Genomic DNA, 19,441 nt, shown 5'->3' on the forward strand with positions numbered 1-19,441 from the left:
AGGCCAGCCGATCGCCTCAGCGCCGCTCGTAGATTCCCGTCAGCGATCCCTTGGCCAGGATGTGGCCGCGCATCGCATCGACCAGGGCGCCGCGGCCCGGCGAGGCCGGCAGGTCGAGGAGGCGGTCGAGGGCGTAGACCTGGAACAGGTAGCGGTGCGGGCCGTGGCCGGTGGGCGGGTCGGGCGGAAGCCAGCCGTCCTTGAGGAAGCTGTTCTTGCCGAGATCGACGCGCGCGTTCGCGGAGGCCGCCCCCTCGGCCAGATCCGAAACGTCCGGCGCGAGGTTCCAGACGATGAGGTGCACTAGCGGCTGCGGCGTCGGGCTGCCGGCATCCTCGGCGAGGATCGCGACGCTCGCCGTGCCCGCGGAAAGGCCGCTCCAGGCGAGCGGCGGCGACGTCCCGTCGCCATCCGCGGTGAAGCGGACCGGCATGCCGGCGCCGTCGGCGAAGGCCGGGCTCGTCAGCGCGATCGTCTCCGGGGCATCGGCGAAATCGGCGTGGAAGACGGTCTTCTCGAGGCCGGCCTTGAGGCCGGACAGGGCCTGACCGACCGCAGCGGGGATCTTCTCGAGCATCGGGTCTCCTTCGTTTCTGACGCCGGTCGAACAGCGCCCGGCATCCTAGGCCGGGCGCTCGGCCGCCAGCATGTAGTTCACCGCCGTATCGCGGCCCAGCCGCCAGCCGTCGGTGAGCGGATTGTAGACGACGCCCGTGGTGTTGGTGACCGACAGGCCGCCGCCGCCGAGCGCCGCCGACAGCTCGGACGGCGTCACGAACTTCTCCCAGTCGTGGGTGCCCTTGGGGAGCCAGCCGAGGATGTACTCGGCGCCGACGATGGCGAGCGCGAAGGAGCGCATCGTCCGGTTGAGCGTCGCGGCGAAGAGCAGGCCGCCGGGCTTCACCGCCGACGCCGCCGTGCGGACGAAGGCCGGCATGTCGGTCACGTGCTCGATCACCTCCATGATCAGCACCACGTCGAAGGTCTCGCCCGCGGCGACCACAGACTCGATGGTCTCGGCGCGATAGTCGACGGGCACGCCCTCGGCCTCCGCGTGGCGTCGCGCGGCGGCGATGTTCTGCGCCGCCGGGTCGAGGCCGGTGACGTCGGCGCCCAGGCGCGCGAGCGGCTCCGACAGCACGCCGCCGCCGCAGCCGACATCGACGATCGAGAGGCCCTGCAGCGCGAACGGCGTCTCGACCGACCGCCCGTGATGACGGCAGACCGCGTCGCGGATGTAGGCGAGGCGGACGGGGTTGAAGCGGTGCAGCACCCGCATCGGACCGCGCGGATCCCACCACGTCGCGGCGAGCGCATCGAACCGGGCGACCTCGCCGGGGTCGACGAAGCCGAGGCCCGCGCTGCTGCTCGCACCCGCCTCGATCCCGGCGGCGGTCTCGTCGATGGTCATCCGATCTCTTTCCATTCGGGGACGGCGCGCGCTCGGTGGTCGCAGTCCCGCGCCGACCGCGCACGGGCGACCGGCCGAGCGGGTGCGGCCGACCCTGCATTCCGGGTAAGTGGAGCTTGGCGGCGTGTTGACAGCCCCCGACCCCGCTTGTACCCGCCGGACGCCGGTCCGGTACAGCCGGCGGCGCGGCCGTTCGCGAATCGTTGGAGGCCGCCGAACACGCCCGGACATCTGAGCCCGGATCGGTCGTTCGACGAAGTTTGAGAAACGCGGACGCTGCATGCCCCGTCTGGTGATGAAATTCGGCGGCACCTCGGTCGCCAACGTCGAGCGCATCCGCAACGTGGCCGCCCACGTCGCCCGCGAGGTCGCGGCCGGCTACGAGGTCGCGGTCGTGGTCTCGGCGATGTCGGGCAAGACCAACGAGCTCGTCGGCTGGGTCAAGGACGCCGACCCCGAATACGAGGCCGCCGAGTACGATTCCGTGGTCGCCTCGGGCGAGCAGGTGACCTCGGGCCTCCTGGCGATCGCGCTGCGCAAGGCCGGGATCCCGGCCCGCTCCTGGCAGGGCTGGCAGGTGCCGATCCTGACCTCCGACGCGCACGGATCCGCCCGCATCGAGGAGATCGACGGCGCCCAGCTCGACGCAGGGTTCAAGCGCGGCGAGGTCGCGGTGATCGCCGGCTTCCAGGGCATCCATGCCGAGACCGGCCGGATCACGACGTTGGGCCGCGGCGGGTCGGATACCAGCGCGGTGGCCGTCGCCGCCGCCATCGGCGCCGAGCGCTGCGACATCTACACCGACGTGGACGGGGTCTACACCACCGACCCGCGCGTCGTGCCGAAGGCGCGGCGCATGGAGCGCGTCACCTTCGAGGAGATGCTGGAGATGGCCTCGCTCGGCGCCAAGGTGCTGCAGGTCCGCTCCGTCGAGCTCGCCATGGTGCACCGGGTGCCGACCACGGTCCGCTCCTCCTTCGATCCGCCGGACGCCGCGCGCCCCGGCACCCTCATCTGCGACGAGGACACAGACGTGGAACAGCAGATCATCACCGGGATCGCCTTCGCGCGGGACGAGGCGCAGATCACGCTTCGCCGCGTCAAGGACAGCCCCGGCGTCGCCGCCGCGATTTTCGGGCCGCTGGCCGACGCCAACATCAACGTCGACATGATCATCCAGACGGTGTCGGGCGACCAGTCGACCACCGACATGACCTTCACGGTGCCGGCCGCCGACTACGACCGGGCGCGCACGGTGCTCGACCGGGCGCACGACACGATCGGGTTCGCGCAGATCGAGGGCGCCACCGACGTGGTGAAGGTTTCGGCGATCGGCGTCGGGATGCGCAGCCATGCCGGCGTGGCGGCCAAGGCGTTCCGTGCGCTGGCCGACAAGGGCATCAACATCCGGGCGATCACCACCTCCGAGATCAAGTTCTCCGTCCTGATCGACGCGGCCTATACCGAGCTTGCCGTCCGCACGCTTCACTCGCTATACGGCCTGGATCAGGCCTGAGGCTTGCAGGCCCGTCCGACGGGTGCGACCTGAGATTGCCCGGCGCCGACACCCGGCGTCGCGCTGACAGGGGATTGACCAGACGATGCCCGCTGCGCCCGGAGGCCCGCGCCTGCTGCTGCGCCGCCTCCGCGAAGCCATGGCGGAGCCGGTCAGCCCCCAGGCGCGCCTGGACCGCATCGTCGTGGTCATCGCCGCCAACGTCATCGCCGAGGTGTGCTCGGTCTACGTCCTGCGCGACGACAACACGCTCGAGCTGTTCGCCACCGAGGGCCTGAACCGCGAGGCGGTCCACCTGACCCGGATGCGCGCCGACGAGGGCCTCGTCGGCCTGATCGCGCAGACGGCCGAGCCGTTGTCGCTCTCCGACGCGCAGACCCACCCGGCCTTCTCCTACCGCCCGGAGACGGGCGAGGAGGCGTATCACGCCTTCCTCGGCGTGCCGCTGCTCCGGGCCGGCAACACGCTCGGCGTGCTCACCGTCCAGAACAAGACCTACCGCGTCTATTCCGACGAGGAGATCGAGGCGCTCCAGACCACCGCGATGGTGCTCTCGGAGATGATCGCGTCGGGCGAGCTGCAGGGGCTGGCTCCCGACGCCGGCACCGCGGCGCGCCGCGCCGTCAACGCCCGCGGCGTCGTGCTCGCCGACGGCATCGGCCTCGGCCACGTGGTGCTGCACGAGCCGCGCATCGTCGTGAAGACGCTGATCGCCGAGAACGTCGAGGCCGAGATCGCCCGGCTCGAGGCCGCGATCGAGGCGGTGCGCTCGGCGATCGACGACCTGGTCGAGCGCGGCGACAAGATCGGCACCGGCGAATCGCGCGAGGTGCTGGAAACGGTGCGCATGTTCGCCCACGACAAGGGCTGGCTGCGCCGGATGCGCGAGGCGGTGGTCTCGGGCTTGACCGCGGAGGCGGCGGTCGAGCGCGTCCAGTCGGACAACCGCGCCCGGATGATGCGCCAGAGCGACCCGTACCTGCGCGATCGCCTGCACGACCTCGACGACCTCGCCAACCGCCTGCTGCGCCGCTTGACCGGGCAGGAGGGCGCGGGCTCGGGCGCTTACCTGCCCGACAACGCGATCCTGGTCGCCCGCTCGATGGGCCCGGCGGCGCTGCTCGACTACGATCCATCGCGCCTGCGCGGCGTCGTGCTGGAGGAGGGCGGCCCGACGAGCCACATCGCGATCGTCGCGCGGGCGCTCGGCATCCCTGCCGTCGGCGAGGTCGAGAACGCGACGGCGCTGTGCGATTCGGGTGACGCGATCATCGTCGACGGCGTCTCCGGTGAGGTCCAGGTCCGCCCGGGGCCGGAGATCGAGGCGGCCTATGCCGAGATGGTGCGCCTGCGCGCCAAGCGGCAGGAGCAGTACCGGGCGCTGCGCGACGTCCCCGCGACCACCCGAGACGGCATCCGCATCGGCCTGCACCTCAATGCCGGCCTGCTCGTCGACCTTGGCCACCTCAACGAGACCGGCGCGGAGGGCATCGGCCTGTTCCGCACCGAGCTGCAGTTCATGGTGGCGCAGCGGATGCCCTCGGCGGCCGAGCAGCAGGCGCTGTACGAGGCGGTGTTCGCCGCCACCGGCGACCGGCCGGTGACGATCCGCACGCTCGACATCGGCGGCGACAAGATCCTGCCGTACATGCCCAAGCTCGAGGAGGAGAACCCGGCGCTGGGCTGGCGCGCGATCCGGATCGGCCTCGACCGGCCGGCGCTGCTGCGGGTGCAGCTGCGCGCGCTGCTGAGGGCGGCCGCCGGGCGGCCGCTCAAGATCATGTTCCCGATGGTCGCCACGGTCGACGAGTTCGTCCGGGCCAAGGCGATCGTCGATCGCGAGAAGGCGCATCTGCGCCGCCACGGCCATCCGCTGCCGAGCGATTGCCGCCTCGGCGCGATGGTCGAGGTGCCCTCGCTCTTGTTCCAGATCGACGAAATCGCCCAAGTAGCCGACTTCCTGTCGGTTGGCTCGAACGACCTGATGCAGTTCCTGTTCGCGGTCGACCGCGAGAACCGCCGCGTCGCGGACCGGTTCGATCCGCTCTGCGCCGCAGCGATCCGCGCCTTCCGGTTGATCGCCGAGCGCGCAGACGCGGCCGGATGCCCGGTGACGGTGTGCGGCGAGATCGGCGGACGGCCGCTCGAAGCGATGGCGCTGATCGGCATGGGCTTCCGCGACCTCTCGATGTCTCCGGCCTCGATCGGCCCGATCAAGGCGATGGTGCTGAGCCTCGACGCGCGGGCGATCGCCGACGTGATCGACGCCGAGATGGCCCGCGCCCATGACGGCGCCTCGATCCGCCCGGCGCTCGCCGCCTTCGCCAAGGCCCACGGCATCCCGGTCTGACCCCGCCCAGCGTGAAAACCGGGCTCGTTTCCGTCAGCGTCCCAGAGTAGACCCCGGTCGATGATCCCCTTTCCCCCCGACCGCCTCGACGCCATCCTCGTGCGCCACGACATCGTCACCGGCACCCTCGCCGCCGGCGATGCGAGCTCGGAGAGCATCGTCCAGCTCTCCCGCGAGCTGTCGGATCTCGATCCCGTCGTCGCCGGAATCCACGCCTATCGCGCCGCCGCCGCCAACCTGGCCGAGGTCGAGGCGCTGATCGACGAGCCCGGCGGCGACCCCGAGATGCGTGCGCTCGCCGCCGCCGAGAAGCCCGACGCCGAGGACGCGCTGATCAAGGCGCACCGCGACCTGCAGCTGATGCTGCTGCCCAAGGACGCGGCCGACGAGAAGAGCGCGATCCTCGAAATCCGCGCCGGCACCGGTGGCGACGAGGCCGCGCTGTTCGCTGGCGACCTGTTCCGGATGTACGCCAAGTACGCCGACACCAAGGGCTGGAAGGTCGAGGTCATCTCCGAGAGCGAGGGCACCGTCGGCGGCTATCGCGAGGTCGTGGCGGAGGTGAAGGGCCGCGGCGTGTTCGCCCGCCTGAAGTTCGAGAGCGGCGCCCACCGGGTCCAGCGCGTGCCCGACACCGAGGCGCAGGGGCGGATCCACACCTCCGCCGCCACCGTCGCGGTCCTGCCCGAGGCCGAGGAGGTCGACATCGTCGTCAACGACGCCGACCTGAAGATCGACACCATGCGGTCGCAGGGGGCCGGCGGCCAGCACGTCAACAAGACCGAATCGGCGATCCGCATCACCCACCTGCCGTCGGGGATCGTGATCTTCGTCCAGGAGGAGCGCTCCCAGCACAAGAACCGCGCCCGCGCGATGTCGCTGCTGCGGGCCAAGCTCTACGATGCGGAGCGCTCGGCCAAGGATGCGGTCCGCGCCGCCGACCGCAAGTCGCAGGTCGGCACCGGCGACCGCTCGGAGCGCATCCGAACCTACAACTTCCCGCAGGGCCGGGTGACCGACCACCGCATCAACCTCACCCTGTACAAGCTGGAGGAGATGCTCGCCGGCACCGCCCTCGACGAGCTGGTCGACGCGCTCGTGACGGAGCATCAGGCCGAGCTGCTCGCCGCCGAAGGCATGGCGTGAGCGGACGGGCCGACGCGCGCATCGTCCGCCCGGATCATACGCGCAGCCTTGCCCTGCGGCGCCTCGCCGAATGCTTCGCCGCGGAAGGCATACCCGAGGGCGATGCCCGCTTCCTGATGCTCGGCGTGCTCGATCTCCGCGCCGTCGACCTCGCGCTGCACGGCGGCCGAGCCCTCGGGTCGGAGGGCGCGGACAGGTTGGAGGCCGCCGCGCGCCGGCGCGTTGCCGGAGAACCGGTGGCCCGCATCCTCGGAACGTGGGAGTTCTGGGGCCTGACGTTCCGGCTGTCCCCGGAAACGCTGGTGCCGCGGCCCGACACCGAAACGTTGGTCGACGCCACGCTGGAAACGGTTTCGGACCCGGCGGCCCCCCTCCGCATCCTCGACCTCGGCACCGGCAGCGGCTGCATGCTGGTCGCGCTGCTGAGCGCGCTGCCGAACGCGACCGGCATCGGCCTCGATCGCTCCTGGAATGCCCTGCGTACGGCGCGCGCGAACGCGCTCGACAACGGCGTCGCCCATCGCACCCTGTTCGTCGCCGGCGATTGGTGCGATGCGCTCGTGGGCCGGTTCGACCGGGTGGTCTCGAACCCGCCCTACATCGCCAGCGCCGTGATCGCCGGCCTCGATCGCGAGGTGCGCGAGCACGATCCGATGGCCGCGCTCGACGGCGGCGGCGACGGGCTTGCGGCCTATCGACGGATCGTCGATGCGACGGCAGGCGGGTTGCTTGCGCCGGGCGGCTCGCTCCACCTCGAAATCGGCTACGATCAGGCGGACGCCGTGACGGATCTGGGCCGGAAGGCGGGCCTTCGACCGAGCGGCATCACGCGCGATCTCGCCGGGCATACGCGGGTCGCGTCGTTCGTCGGTCGGCCCGACAAGGCGCCCGCATAGGGGATTTATGGCACCGATCACGCAAAATTCGCCGGAATCCCCATCAACTTCGCGCTGGATCCCCCGTCTCGACTTGCGGTTCGCGGACGATCCGTTAAGACGGAAAGCCGTAGGTTCGGTATAGCGCATCCTTTGCGGGGTGGCGGCCGATCGCTCCACCGTCGATCAGACGCAGGCTCGGGTTCGAGCAGCGGCGCGGCGGTTTTCGAACCTGACAATCGACGGGCGTCTTGGACGCAAGCGTAGGCCCCGAGGGATCGGGACAGACGGCTGGTAGGCGAGCGGTTCGTGGATCAATTCCGATGATCCGTCCGCGGGCGCCGGCGAGGACCCGCACTGCGGCGCCTCGGGAGCCCGGCCCCCAGCCTTCCCCCCGACCAGACGCGCCTTTCGCAGTAACGAGGGTCATCTGAGACCGATGAGACCAAACCAGAACCGACGGGTGCGCGGCCGGAACCGGCCGAAGGGCCCGAACCCGCTGACCCGGTCCTACGAATCCAACGGACCCGACGTCAAAGTCCGCGGCACCGCCCAGCACATCGCCGACAAGTACGCTCAGCTCGCGCGGGACGCGCAGGCGGCGGGCGACCCGGTGGCGGCGGAGAACTACTTCCAGCACGGCGAGCACTATTTCCGGATCATCTCCGGCGCGCAGGAGCAGGGCCGCCCGCAGGCCGGCGCCGGCTACGCCTCGCGGTCGTACGACGACGACATGGAGGACGGCGACGACGAGCAGGGCGGCGAGGCCAACGGCCAGGGCTATGCCGGCTACGCGCCCGAATACGGCGATCCGGGCCAACAGCCGCAGCCCTACGACAACCGCGGCGAGGGCGGCCAGCAGGACGGTCGCCAGGATCGCGGCCAGGATCGCAACCAGCAGGACAGGTTCGGCCAGAACCAGAACCGCGGCGACCGCCAGGAGCGCCGCGATCGGTTCCAGAACAACCGCAACGACCGGCCGCGCTTCGACAACGGCGCCCGCTTCGACAACCAGCGTCCCGACGGCAACCGCCAGGACGGCGGCCGGCAGGATCAGGGCCGCCAGGAGCACGGCCAGCGCGCCGATTACGATCGCCAGGACGCGCCCCGGCAGACCTTCAACCGCCAGGACAGCGGGCGGCAGGAGAATGGACGGCAGGAGAACGGGCGTCAGGAGTATCCGCGCCAGGACAATCGGCAGGAGAACCGCGCCGAGTTCAACCGTCGCGATCAGCCGCGGGACGAGTTTCCGCGCCAGGACCTTTCGCGCCAGGATCCGTCTCGTCAGGAGCAGCCGCGCGCCGAAGCGCCCCGCGAGAACCGTTACGAGAACGGACGCACGGAGCAGCCGCGCCGCGAGCCGCGCCAGGAGGCCCGGACCGAGATGCCGGCCCGCGCCGAGGCGCCGGTGCGTGCGGAAGCACCGGCCCGGGCCGAGGCTCCGGCCCGGCGCGAGCGTCGCCGCGAGGAGCCGCGGCCCGTCGCCGAGGATGCGGCCGGCCTCCCGGCCTTCCTGATGACGCCGCCCCGCCTGCCGCCGGCCGCCGAAGCGCCCGTGGCGGAGGCGCAGGCGCCGAGCCCGCCCACGGCCGAAAGCGAGGACGCGCCGGCTCCGAAGGTCCGTCGCCGGCGGCGCCCGCGCTTCGAGGGGACCGAGGGCGAAGGTTCGCCGGAGACCAACGCACCGGACGGCGCATCCTCAGTCGAGTAGACGCCATCATTCCCGCGAGACAGGCCGCACCGGATCTCCGGGGCGGCCTTTTTCGTATCCGAAGGTCGGTCCCCGAAGGGCCGATCCGGCCTTCACCCGGTCGGGATACGCTCGGACGCAGAGAACGGGCCGGAGAGACGTGAGATCCAGGCCTCCCGGCAGTGCCAGCGGGCGTCGAGCGATAGGCTCTCGCGGCAGGTCACCGAGCCGGCATGGGTGCCACGGCACCGGCGTTTCGAGCCAAACCACCCGTGCGCGCAGCAGGCGGAGCGCCGCGAATCAGTCCCCGTCCGCCTCGGCGAGGGCGAGGGCCGGCGTCGGCCCGCGATAGCCGGTCGCCAGCACGTAGAGCTCGCTCGAATCGGCCCGGCTCGCATTCGGCTTGACGTGCCGCACGAGGGAGAAGTCGCGCTTGAGGTCGGTGAGCAACGCGGTCTCTGTGCCGCCCTGCAGCACCTTGGCGAGGTAGGCGCCGCCGGGCGCCAGAACCTCCCGGGCGAACTCGGCCGCGGTCTCGGCGAGCCCGATGATGCGCAGGTGATCGGTCTTCTTGTGGCCGGTGGCGTTGGCGGCCATATCGGACAGCACGAGGTCGGCCGGGCCGCCGAGCAGGCCGGTGAGGCGCTTCGGCGCCTCGGGGTCGAGGAAGTCGAGGGTGATGAACTCGACGCCCGGCATCGGCTCGATCTCGAGCAGGTCGATTCCGACGATGCGGCCGGTCTCGCCGACGATCTTCGCCGCGACCTGCGACCAGCCGCCGGGGGCGGCGCCGAGATCGACGATGCGCTGGCCGGGCTTCAGCAGCTTGAAGCGCTCGTCGATCTCCATCAGCTTGAAGGCCGCCCGCGAGCGGTATCCTTCGCGCTTGGCCCGCTGGACGTAGGGATCGTTGAGCTGGCGCTCGAGCCAGCTCTTCTGCGAATGGGTGCGCCCGCGCCCGGTCTTCACCCGCTGCTTGAGATCGCCGCGGACTCCGCCCGTCGCGCCCGCTCCGCCACGCCTGTCGGTCACCGGTAGCCCCCGCGGCGCCACACGCCGTCTTCCCGCATCATGTTCATCAACAATCCTTCGCGCAGGCCGCGATCGGCGATGCGCAGGCGCTCGGCCGGGAAGGCACGGCGGATCGCCTCCAGGATCGCGCAGCCGGCGAGGACCAGGTCGGCGCGGTCGCGGCCGATGCACGGGTTCTCCGCCCGCTGGTCGAGCCGCGTGTCGAGCAGGTCGTCGATCGCACCGGCGACCTCGGCGTCGCTCATCCACAGCCCGTCGACCCGGCGGCGCTCGTAGCGCACGAGGCGCAGGTGCATCGCCGCGATGGTGGTGACGGTGCCGGAGGTTCCGAGCAGGTGGAAGCCGGGCGCCGTCGCCGCGGCCGCCGCACGGATCGCGAAGGGGCCCAGCATCTCGGCCACCTCCTCGACCATGCCCTCGAACATCATCCGCGTCACCTCGGAGCCGCCGTGGCGCTCGGCCAGGGTGACGACGCCGACCGGCAGCGAATCCCAGGCGCGGATGCGCAGGGTCGGATCGGTCGAGGGGTTGGCGGCCGAGCCGTCGAGCCAGGCGATCTCGGTCGAGCCGCCGCCGATGTCGAAGATCACCACCGATTCGGCTTGCGGGTCGGCGAGCGCGGCGCAGCCGGTGACGGCGAGGTAGGCCTCGGTCTGCCGGTCGACGATCTCGAGATCGAGGCCGACCTCGGCCCGCACGCGCGCGACGAACTCGGCACCGTTCACGGCGAGCCGGCAGGCCTCCGTGGCGATGATCTTGGCCCGCCCGACGCCGCGGGCGCGCATCTTCCCCTTGCAGATCCGCAGCGCGTCGATCGTCCGCTCGATCGCCGCCTCGCTGAGCCGGTCGGAGCTGCCGAGTCCCTCGCCGAGCCGGACGATGCGCGAGAACGCGTCGATCACCCGGAAGCCGTGCGAGGACGGCTCGGCGATGAGCAGGCGGCAGTTGTTGGTGCCGAGATCCAGGGCCGCGTAGGCGTTGCGGCGCATGTCGCGATGCGAGACCGCGGGGGCGGAACCGGGTGCCCCTGCCGGTGGCGCGCCCTGGGGGCGGGCCGGCGCGGTCGCGCCACTCTCGTCCCTCATCGGCGTCGCCGCGCTTTCCCATCCCTGGCCCCGGCGAACCGCCCGGCCATCATTCACGCTCGACCCTACTCGCTCGGCGGCGAACTGCAACGTCCCGTTCACGAATGCCGGGACTGCATCCACGGCCGTCGGCGCGAGCGCAGCCGGCGAAGAGGATCGAAAACCATTCGCCCGACGCCGAGACCCGGCCGCCGAGACATCGGATGCGATGCGCGATCACGCGGTCGCGTCAGGCCATCGCCTTGGCGAGGCTGGCGGCGCGGGAGGTTGGCCGCAGCAGGCTCTTCACCTGGGAGTAGGGTCGCGGCCGGTTGATCACCTCGTCGAGGCGCGACCACAACGTCTTGGGCGAAAACGGTTTCGCGATGATCTCGTTGACGCCGAGGGTGATCGCGCGGTCGACGACGTTCCGACGCGGCTGGGCGAGCATCAGGATGATGGGAATCGTCGGGCAGGGCGAGGTCGAGGGCGTGCGCGCCAGCCGGATGAACTCCTCGCCCGAGAGGATCGCCAGGTCCCAGTCGATGATCGTCAGGTCGGGCTTGCTCTCGGCGAGCACGCCGAGCGCCTCAGCCCCGTCCGGCGCCTCCAGCACCCGCTTGATGCCGACGCGCATCAGCATGTCGCGCACGATTCGACGGATGTAGAGGCTCTCGTCGACCACGAGGGCGGAGAAGTCCGGGAAGGTCGGGGTCGCGATCATCGAGGGGGCGGCACGCGGGCCCCGGCGGATGCGGGAGCCTGTCCCCCTGCATACGCGCCCGGCCTTTGCGCTTCCCTAACACGGCGCGCTCTGCAAGCCTGGGTTTCACGACGACGAGAAAGTGATGGAACTCCGAGCGGACCGACAACAAGGTCCTTGCGGTCAACGGCCAATTGCGTCAGGACTGAGGCGTTATTCTTGGTTACCGCGACCGGGGGTAATGGGAGTGCGGGGCGTGAGCTGTCTGGGATGGCGCGCACGCGGTATTCGAGACGTGGTCGGCGGACGGTTTTTGGCGAGCTTTCGATGGGACGTGGTCGTGATTTCCGGGGGCCGCAGAAGCGCGGCTTCGATGAGGGTGGCGCAGAGCCGAGATGGCCTGATCAGGCTCCCCCGAGTGGCGGCGGATACGGTGGCGGCGGCTTCGGCGGCGGCGGTGGCGGGTTCGGTGGCGGCGGCGGTGGTTTCGATCGCGGCGCTCCCCGGGCTGCGGCGGCCCCTACGGGCCCGGAGCGCGATGCCACGGTCAAGTGGTTCAACAAGGAGAAGGGCTTCGGCTTCGTTGAGCTCGGCGACGGCTCGGGCGACGCCTTCCTCCACATCCGCGCCGTCGAGGCAGCCGGCCATGACGACCTGCTGCCGGGCACCCGGCTCACCGTTCAGACCGCGCAGGGCCAGAAGGGTCCGCAGGTCACCAACGTGACCAGCGTCGACACCTCGACGGCCGAGGCGGCTCCGCCCCGGCGCGAGATGCGCGATGCGCGTCCCCCGCGCGCCGGCGGCTTCGGCGGCGCCGGCGGCTACGGTGCCGGCGGTGGTTACGGCGGCGCCGGTGGCGGCTTCGGTGGCGGCGGCGGCGGCGGCGGTTACGGCGGCGGTGGCCGCGTCGCCTCGGGCCCCTCGACCGAGATGCAGGGCACCGTGAAGTGGTACGACCCGGCCAAGGGCTTCGGCTTCGTGTCGGTGAACGACGGCGGCAAGGACGTGTTCGTCCATCGCTCCGCCCTGTCGCGGGCCGGCCTCGAGTCGCTTGCCGAGGGTCAGACCGTGACGCTCGGTGTGGTCGACGGCCAGAAGGGCCGCGAGGCTCAGAGCATCAACGTCGACGATTGATCGGCGGCATTTTTGGCGAACGCGGCGGCCTCGCTTCCGCCGCGTTCCCGATGCGATTGGAAACGGCGGTCCTTCACGGGGCCGCCGTTTTGCGTTCCGGGACGACAATCGGAGACATCTCATGCGTCGTGCCGTACCGTTCGGCATCCTGCTCGCCCTCGCCACGGCGCAGCAGGCGAGGGCCGAGGATTTCACCGGCGCTTATGCCGGCGTGAACCTCGCCTACGGCTTCGAGCGCGGGCGGGATGCGAAGAAGCCCGGCCCCCTCCCGGAGAAGGACGCGGCGGTTCCGAGCGCGAACGATCTGCCACCGAGCGCGTCGATGGCAGCGAAGTCCCTCCGATCGTCGCGTCCGGCCGCCCGCTGAGACGGGGGACCATCCGCGCTGAGATCGCGGACGGCACCGGGCGCTACTGGCCGGCCATCGCCTTGGTGATGAAATCGCGCCGAACGAAGGTGGCGTAGTCCGGCTGGGCCGCGAGGTTGCCGAGGGCGATCTGCGTATCGAGGGCGATCTTGAGGGCATCGGACGTGATGTCGACGCTCTCCGGATAGACCTTGTCGCCCATCATGCGCTTGACCGCAGCCTCGACCACGGTCGGATCGAGGTTGGGGAACTCCTTCCTCGCCACCGCGACCGCCTTGGCCGGATCGGACTGCATCAGCCGGATCGCCGCCTGCATGCCGTCGACGAAGGCCTGCGCCACCGCCGGATCGACATCCTTGCGCGCGCTCACCGCCGAGAACGCGTAGGGGCCGTACTTCTCGGGGAAGCCGAGGACGACCTTCATCCCCTTGGCGGCGACCTGATCGAGGCCGGGCTCGTACAGCACGGCGACCTTGGCCTGGCCGGCGAGGAACGGGCCCGGCTCGGTGCCGAGCTGCACCTGCGTCAGCGTCACGTCGTCCTTCGACAGGCCGTTCTCCTTCAAGAGCTTGAGGAACAGCGAGGTGCTCGTCGTCGGCATCAACCCGGTGACGACGGTCTGCCCCTTGAGGTCCTTCACGTCCTTGAAGACGAAGTCCGGCGTCGTCGCGATCCACACGGCGGCACCGTTGACGACGTTGGCGATGACGCCGACGGGCGCGCCCTTCGAGGCCGCCACCGCGGTCCATTCCGGGCCGTGGATCGAGAACTGCGCGCTCTTCGAGATCACCGCCGAGAGCGCGACGCTCGGCGCGCCGGCCGTCTCCTTGGTCACGTCGATGCCGGCCTTCTCGAACAGGCCCTCGTCCAGGGCGACGTAGAGCGGCAGGTAGAGCATCGACTGGAAGGCCTGGCTCACGGTCGCCTTCAGCGCCGCCGCCGAGGCGGGCAGGGCCCCCATCAGCCAGGCCGCGGCGACGGTCGCGATGAGGGGACGACGCTGGATCATCGGAAGGCTCTCGTTCTGCTGGCGGGAAGGGCGGGGCGGACGGCCGCGGCGAGCCGCGCTCCGCCGGCTTGGAACTCAGACCTGGACGCTGCCGGCGGTGTCGACCTGCCGCCACGGCAGGATGCGACGCTCGGCGAAATCGATGACGTGGTAGAGCAGGAAGCCGACGAACATCAGCACGAACAGCCCGACCCAGACGGCGTTGAGGTCGTAGAGCGACGAGGCGTTGTAGATCAGGTGGCCGAGCCCGGCCTGGGACGAGATGAACTCGCCGACGACCGCGCCGACCAGCGCGAAGCCGATGTTGATCCGGAACATCCCGATGATCGCCGGCAGCGTCGACGGCACGATCACCGAGCGGAAGATCCGGTTCTTCGAGGCGCCCATCGAGGCCAGCAGCGCCTGCAGGTCGGGATCGGCGTCCCGGGCGGCCTGGTACGCCGCGATCAGCGCGACCAGCGCCGTCAGCGAGACCGCGAGCGCGACCTTCGAGACGAACCCGGTGCCGAACCACAGGATCACGATCGGGGCGAGCGCGATCTTCGGCACCGAGTTGATCGCGACGATGAACGGCTCGACGATCCGCGCCACCAGCACCGAGTACCAGAGCCCGAGCCCCGCGACCGAGCCGATCGCGGTGCCGATCACGAAGCCCAGGATGGCCTCCACCACCGTGAGCCAGGTGTCATGGGCGAGGCTGCCGTCGAGCACGCTCTTGACGAACACCCGCCAGATGCCCGAGGGCGCGCCGACCAGGAATTCGGTGAGCCAGCCGGCATCAACCGCGACCTCCCATGCCGCGAAGAACACGGCCACCGCGAGGAGCTGGATCAGCCCGCGCCCGAGCGTGGTGTCGATCGCCCGTGCCAGGGCACCGGGCCGGCGGCGTCGGGCCGGCGGCGTCGGTCGGCTCGCCGCCGCCGGCGGTGCCTGTTCGTGGGATAAGATCTGGATCGCCATCAGGCCGCCCTCGCGCTGGTCTGGATGTCGAGCTCGCCGCAGAGCGTGTTGAAATACTCGGAGAAGCGCGGATCGCTGCGGGCGCCGATCGGCGACCGATCGCTGAGCGCGATGTCGTGCACCGCCTTCACCCGGGTCGGGCGATTGCCCAGCACCACGACGCGCTTCGAGAGCGCCACCGCCTCGTCGATGTCGTGGGTCACGAGCACGACGGTCTTGTGGAAGGTCTCGACCGCGTCGAGCAGCACGCCTTCGAGGTAGAGCCGGGTCTGGTAGTCGAGCGCCGAGAACGGCTCGTCGAGGAGCAGGATGTCCGGATCCATGATCAGCGTCCGGATCAGCGCCGCGCGCTGCCGCATGCCGCCCGACAGGGTCTTGGGGTAGGCGTTCTCGAAGCCGGACAGGCCGAAGCGGGCGAGGTAGTCCCGTGCCGTCTCGGTGGCGGCCCTGGCGTCGACGCCCTTCATCTCCAGGCCGAGCATCACGTTCTGCAGGACCGTGCGCCAGGGGAACAGCAGGTCCTTCTGCATCATGTAGCCGACGCGGCCGGACAGGCCGGGCACGATCTCGCCGCGAAAGCGCATCGTCCCCTCATCGGGCTCGAGCAGGCCGGCGATCACGTTGAAGACCGTGGTCTTGCCGCAGCCGGACGGGCCGATGATGCTGACGAAGTCGCGCTCGTAGATGTCGAAGCTCAGCCCGTCGAGCACCGGGACGGCACCACCCTTCGCCGGGAACGCCTTGCGGATGCCCCGTAGGGCGAGCTGCACGTCCCGGCCGTTCGCAACCACATCCATCACCGGCTCCACGCTGACGGCGGGATCCAGCAAGGCCCGGGCCAAACTGCATGCAGAATGCAGGCGTGAGGCCGAAACGGCGAGACACGCGTGATCGGTGGCGCCGGACCAAACGAAGACGGGCAGGACGCGCGACCGCGTCCTGCCCTCACATCATCGAAGTTCGAAATTCTTTGGTGGGCGCACTAGGGTTCGAACCTAGGACCCGCTGATTAAGAGTCAGCTGCTCTACCAACTGAGCTATGCGCCCGATCGCATTGAGCGATCCGCCGCGGTCCACCAAGTCCCGCTGCGATGCGGGCTGATACCAACCGGCCCGGGGGCTGTCCACCCCGTGTTCGCGGTTTTTGCCCGCGAGCGGGAATTTTCCCCCGGGCCGGTCGGTTTTCGGCCTACTCCGCCGCCGCGTGCTGCGCGTGGAGGCGTACGGCCGAGGCCGAGAGCTTGTTCAGCGCCGAGAGGTAGGCCTTGGCCGAGGCGACGAGGGTGTCGGGGTCGGCGCCGCGTGCGGTGATCGAGCGCTCGCCGGCCTTCAGCCGCACCGAGACCTCCGCCTGGGCATCCGTGCCGGCGGTGACCGCGTGGACCTGGTAGAGCTCGAGCTGCGCCTCGTGCGGCACCAGCGCCTGGATCGCGTTGAACACCGCGTCGACCGGCCCGTTGCCGTCGGCCTCCTCGGTGAGCGTCTTGCCGTCGACGGCGACCTTCATGGTCGCGCGCTGCGGCCCGCGCGTGCCGGCGATGACCGAGAGCGAGACCAGGCGAATGCGATCGTGCGCGGTGGCGAGATTCTCGTCGACCAGCGCCTCGATGTCCTCGTCGTAGACGTTCTTCTTGCGGTCGGCCAAGGCCTTGAACCGCTCGAACACGTCCTGCAGCTGGTTGTCGGACAACCGCAATCCGAGCTCGTCGAGCTTCGAGCGGAAGGCGGCGCGGCCGGAATGCTTGCCCATCACCAGGTTGGTCTTGGTGAGGCCCACCGAGGCCGGGGTCATGATCTCGTAGGTCTCGGCGTGCTTGAGCATGCCGTCCTGGTGGATGCCGCTCTCGTGCGCGAAGGCGTTGCGGCCGACGATCGCCTTGTTGAACTGCACCGGGAAGTTCGTGGCGTGGCTGACGAGCTTCGAGGCCCGGGTCAGCATCGTCGATTCGATGCCGGTCTCGTAGGGCAGCACGTCGGAGCGGGTGCGGATCGCCATCACCACCTCCTCCAGCGCCGCGTTGCCCGCGCGCTCGCCGATGCCGTTGATCGTGCACTCGACCTGCCGCGCGCCGCCCTCGATGCCGGCCAGCGTGTTGGCGATCGCGAGGCCGAGATCGTTGTGGCAATGGACCGAGAAGATCGCCTTGTCGGCGTTCGGCACGCGCGCGCGCACCGCCTCGAACATCGCGCGGTACTCGCCCGGCGTCGCGTAGCCGACGGTGTCGGGCAGGTTGATCGTCGTCGCGCCGGCCTTGATCGCCGCCTCGACGCAGCGGCACAGGTAGTCGATCGGCGTGCGGGTCGCGTCCATCGCCGACCACTCGACGTCGGCGACGAGGTCGCGGGCCTGCGCCACCGTCTTCAGGATGATCTCGACGACCTCGTCCTCGGTCTTGCGCATCTGGTGCGCGAGATGGATCGGCGAGGTCGAGACGAAGGTGTGGATGCGCCCCTGGCGGGCGTGCCGCACCGCTTCGCCGGCCCGGGCGATGTCGGCGGGGATGGCGCGGGCGAGCCCGGCGATGGTGGCGCGCTTGGCGCGGCGGGCGATCTCCGAGACGGCCTCGAAGTCGCCGTTCGAGGCGATCGGGAAGCCGGCCTCGATGACGTCGACGCCCATCGCGTCGAGCAGCTCGGCGACGGCGAGCTTCTCGTCGAGGGTCATGGTCGCGCCCGGGCATTGCTCGCCGTCGCGCAACGTCGTGTCGAAGATCACGACGCGGTCTTTTTTCGTCTCGGAAACGCTGGTCATCGGTTGTCCACCCTGTCGCGGCGCGCCCCCGCCGAGCGGATCGGGCGGCCTTCGAAGCCTGTGAGGTCGGCCATGCGATCCCCTGAAGGCCCAGGCGAACGCCCGGACGGCCCTCAGGGGCGGGTAAGCAGAAGCGAGCGGAGGGCGCGCGTCAGCGACGCCGCGGTCGCGGCCTCGACGATGACGGGTGCTGAGCCGGCGCTGGCCAAGGCTCGTCTCTCCTTGGCGCCGATCTCGGGACCGCACGGAGATGTGCGGGGCCGGCGACGCAGGCAGCGTGGATATCCCTGGTTGGGCCCGAAGACAAGCGCGACCGTCGACCGGCCGAGCGGCGAAACCGGCCGCCGCAACGAAGAAGGCACCCGCGGAGCGATCCGCGGGTGTCTGTAGAGGGAAGAGCCGGGGCGGGCGAGGATCAGACGGCGATGCGCTCCTCGGCGTCCATCGGCTCGCGCAGCACGTAGCCGCGGCCCCAGACGGTCTCGATGTAGTTCTTGCCCTGGCTGGCGTTGGCGAGCTTCTTCCGCAGCTTGCAGATGAACACGTCGATGATCTTCAGCTCGGGCTCGTCCATGCCGCCGTAGAGATGGTTGAGGAACATCTCCTTGGTCAGCGTCGTGCCCTTCCGCAGCGAGAGGAGCTCCAGCATCTGGTACTCCTTGCCGGTGAGGTGGACGCGGGAGCCGGCGACCTCGACGGTCTTCTGGTCGAGGTTCACGATCAGGTCGGCGGTGGTGATCACCGACTGGGCGTGGCCCTTCGAGCGGCGGACGATCGCGTGGATGCGGGCCACGAGCTCGTCCTTGTGGAACGGCTTGGTGAGGTAGTCGTCGGCGCCGAAGCCGAGGCCCTTCACCTTGTCCTCGATGCCGGCCATGCCCGACAGGATCAGGATCGGCGTCTTGACCTTGGCGACGCGAAGGTTGCGAAGCACTTCGTAGCCCGACATGTCGGGCAGGTTCAGATCGAGCAGGATGATGTCGTAATCGTAGAGCTTGCCGAGATCGATTCCTTCCTCACCGAGATCGGTGGTGTAGGTGTTGAAGTTCTCGGACTTGAGCATCAACTCGATGCTCTGCGCCGTGGCGCCGTCGTCCTCGATCAGAAGTACCCGCATCGTCGATCCCCAGCCCGGCCGGCCGTATCAGCGTTCGGACACGTCGCCGCCATTCGTCCGCCACCGGCCTGTGGACGGACGCCCCATCGTCATTGACGTGAAACGCTATTCGTTAATCGTTAACAAAACCTGATTCTGTGTGGCAAGCGATCGTTTGACCCCGCCTCGACCTTTTTGCGTCCGGTGTTTGCGGTCTGTTCTCACCGCACAAACCGTCCGCGGCCGACGCCGAGCCCCCCGCCCCAGCCAAGTCCTTCACCCGTAACGGGCCGCACCCGTTTGTGACCGTTCCGCCACATCCGGCACGCATGTCCT

17 protein-coding genes and 1 tRNA gene are annotated in these 19,441 nt (G+C 70.2%); 7 read left to right on the top strand and 11 right to left on the bottom strand.

Annotated elements, in window-relative coordinates; translation table 11 throughout:
* Positions 1–16 precede the first annotated feature (16 nt).
* Together ACFZ8E_RS08255 and ubiG are read right to left on the bottom strand one after the other, a co-directional pair.
* Complete coding sequence (locus ACFZ8E_RS08255; protein ID WP_405042568.1) at positions 17–577, bottom strand: YbhB/YbcL family Raf kinase inhibitor-like protein; 561 nt, start codon at positions 575–577, stop codon at positions 17–19.
* Positions 578–622: 45 nt separating this feature from the next.
* The gene (gene ubiG, locus ACFZ8E_RS08260) at positions 623–1,411 is read right to left on the bottom strand and encodes a bifunctional 2-polyprenyl-6-hydroxyphenol methylase/3-demethylubiquinol 3-O-methyltransferase UbiG (protein ID WP_405042569.1); all 789 of its coding nucleotides are present in this window, start codon (positions 1,409–1,411) and stop codon (positions 623–625) included.
* A gap of 280 nt (positions 1,412–1,691) precedes the next feature.
* Between ubiG and ACFZ8E_RS08265 the strand changes: the two genes are divergently transcribed.
* The 5 genes from ACFZ8E_RS08265 to ACFZ8E_RS08285 all read left to right on the top strand — a co-directional run bounded on the left by ACFZ8E_RS08265 (position 1,692) and on the right by ACFZ8E_RS08285 (position 9,009).
* Complete coding sequence (locus ACFZ8E_RS08265; RefSeq protein WP_405042570.1) at positions 1,692–2,927, top strand: aspartate kinase; 1,236 nt, start codon at positions 1,692–1,694, stop codon at positions 2,925–2,927.
* 85 nt (positions 2,928–3,012) lie between these two features.
* A complete protein-coding gene (ptsP, locus tag ACFZ8E_RS08270) occupies positions 3,013–5,277 on the top strand; it encodes a phosphoenolpyruvate--protein phosphotransferase (RefSeq protein ID WP_147843241.1) in 2,265 nt (754 codons plus the stop codon).
* Positions 5,278–5,337: 60 nt separating this feature from the next.
* A complete protein-coding gene (gene prfA, locus ACFZ8E_RS08275; RefSeq protein ID WP_147726318.1) occupies positions 5,338–6,423 on the top strand; it encodes a peptide chain release factor 1 in 1,086 nt (361 codons plus the stop codon).
* Positions 6,420–7,319 (top strand): peptide chain release factor N(5)-glutamine methyltransferase, encoded by a 900-nt coding sequence (gene prmC, locus ACFZ8E_RS08280; protein ID WP_405042571.1) that lies wholly within the window; start codon positions 6,420–6,422, stop codon positions 7,317–7,319. The genes prfA and prmC overlap by 4 nt, the downstream gene beginning before the upstream one ends.
* A gap of 442 nt (positions 7,320–7,761) precedes the next feature.
* A complete protein-coding gene (locus ACFZ8E_RS08285; RefSeq protein ID WP_405042572.1) occupies positions 7,762–9,009 on the top strand; it encodes a DUF4167 domain-containing protein in 1,248 nt (415 codons plus the stop codon).
* A gap of 279 nt (positions 9,010–9,288) precedes the next feature.
* Here ACFZ8E_RS08285 and ACFZ8E_RS08290 read toward each other — a convergent pair whose 3' ends face one another.
* The 3 genes from ACFZ8E_RS08290 to ACFZ8E_RS08300 form a co-directional block, all read right to left on the bottom strand.
* Positions 9,289–10,020, bottom strand: coding sequence for an RlmE family RNA methyltransferase (locus ACFZ8E_RS08290; protein WP_147729083.1), 732 nt, complete (start codon positions 10,018–10,020; stop codon positions 9,289–9,291).
* Positions 10,017–11,105: a Ppx/GppA phosphatase family protein gene (locus ACFZ8E_RS08295; RefSeq protein WP_147844394.1), complete on the bottom strand. Its 1,089-nt coding sequence runs from the start codon at positions 11,103–11,105 to the stop codon at positions 10,017–10,019. The genes ACFZ8E_RS08290 and ACFZ8E_RS08295 overlap by 4 nt, the downstream gene beginning before the upstream one ends.
* A gap of 229 nt (positions 11,106–11,334) precedes the next feature.
* Positions 11,335–11,808, bottom strand: a complete 474-nt coding sequence (locus tag ACFZ8E_RS08300; protein ID WP_147729085.1) for a response regulator — start codon at positions 11,806–11,808, stop codon at positions 11,335–11,337.
* A gap of 306 nt (positions 11,809–12,114) precedes the next feature.
* Here ACFZ8E_RS08300 and ACFZ8E_RS08305 point away from each other — a divergent pair, with 306 nt between their 5' ends.
* Complete coding sequence (locus tag ACFZ8E_RS08305; protein WP_405042573.1) at positions 12,115–12,921, top strand: cold-shock protein; 807 nt, start codon at positions 12,115–12,117, stop codon at positions 12,919–12,921.
* A 121-nt stretch (positions 12,922–13,042) separates the two neighbouring features.
* Positions 13,043–13,288: a hypothetical protein gene (locus ACFZ8E_RS08310; RefSeq protein WP_405042574.1), complete on the top strand. Its 246-nt coding sequence runs from the start codon at positions 13,043–13,045 to the stop codon at positions 13,286–13,288.
* Positions 13,289–13,331: 43 nt separating this feature from the next.
* Here ACFZ8E_RS08310 and ACFZ8E_RS08315 read toward each other — a convergent pair whose 3' ends face one another.
* From ACFZ8E_RS08315 to ctrA, 6 genes are all read right to left on the bottom strand, one after another.
* The gene (locus ACFZ8E_RS08315) at positions 13,332–14,297 is read right to left on the bottom strand and encodes an ABC transporter substrate-binding protein (protein WP_405042575.1); all 966 of its coding nucleotides are present in this window, start codon (positions 14,295–14,297) and stop codon (positions 13,332–13,334) included.
* Positions 14,298–14,372: 75 nt separating this feature from the next.
* Positions 14,373–15,257 carry an ABC transporter permease gene (locus ACFZ8E_RS08320; RefSeq protein WP_243936250.1) on the bottom strand — a complete coding sequence of 295 codons (885 nt, stop codon included), beginning with the start codon at positions 15,255–15,257 and terminating at the stop codon, positions 14,373–14,375.
* Positions 15,257–16,054: an ABC transporter ATP-binding protein gene (locus tag ACFZ8E_RS08325; protein ID WP_405042576.1), complete on the bottom strand. Its 798-nt coding sequence runs from the start codon at positions 16,052–16,054 to the stop codon at positions 15,257–15,259. Before ACFZ8E_RS08325 ends, ACFZ8E_RS08320 begins: the two co-directional genes overlap by 1 nt.
* A gap of 174 nt (positions 16,055–16,228) precedes the next feature.
* Positions 16,229–16,304 (bottom strand) — tRNA-Lys (locus ACFZ8E_RS08330).
* A gap of 142 nt (positions 16,305–16,446) precedes the next feature.
* Positions 16,447–18,009, bottom strand: coding sequence for a 2-isopropylmalate synthase (locus ACFZ8E_RS08335; protein ID WP_405042577.1), 1,563 nt, complete (start codon positions 18,007–18,009; stop codon positions 16,447–16,449).
* A 415-nt stretch (positions 18,010–18,424) separates the two neighbouring features.
* A complete protein-coding gene (gene ctrA / locus ACFZ8E_RS08340; RefSeq protein WP_147727979.1) occupies positions 18,425–19,126 on the bottom strand; it encodes a response regulator transcription factor CtrA in 702 nt (233 codons plus the stop codon).
* Between the last annotated feature and the right edge of the window lie 315 nt (positions 19,127–19,441).

Source organism: Methylobacterium sp. HMF5984, from assembly GCF_045033435.1.
Classification (GTDB): Bacteria; Pseudomonadota; Alphaproteobacteria; order Rhizobiales; family Beijerinckiaceae; genus Methylobacterium.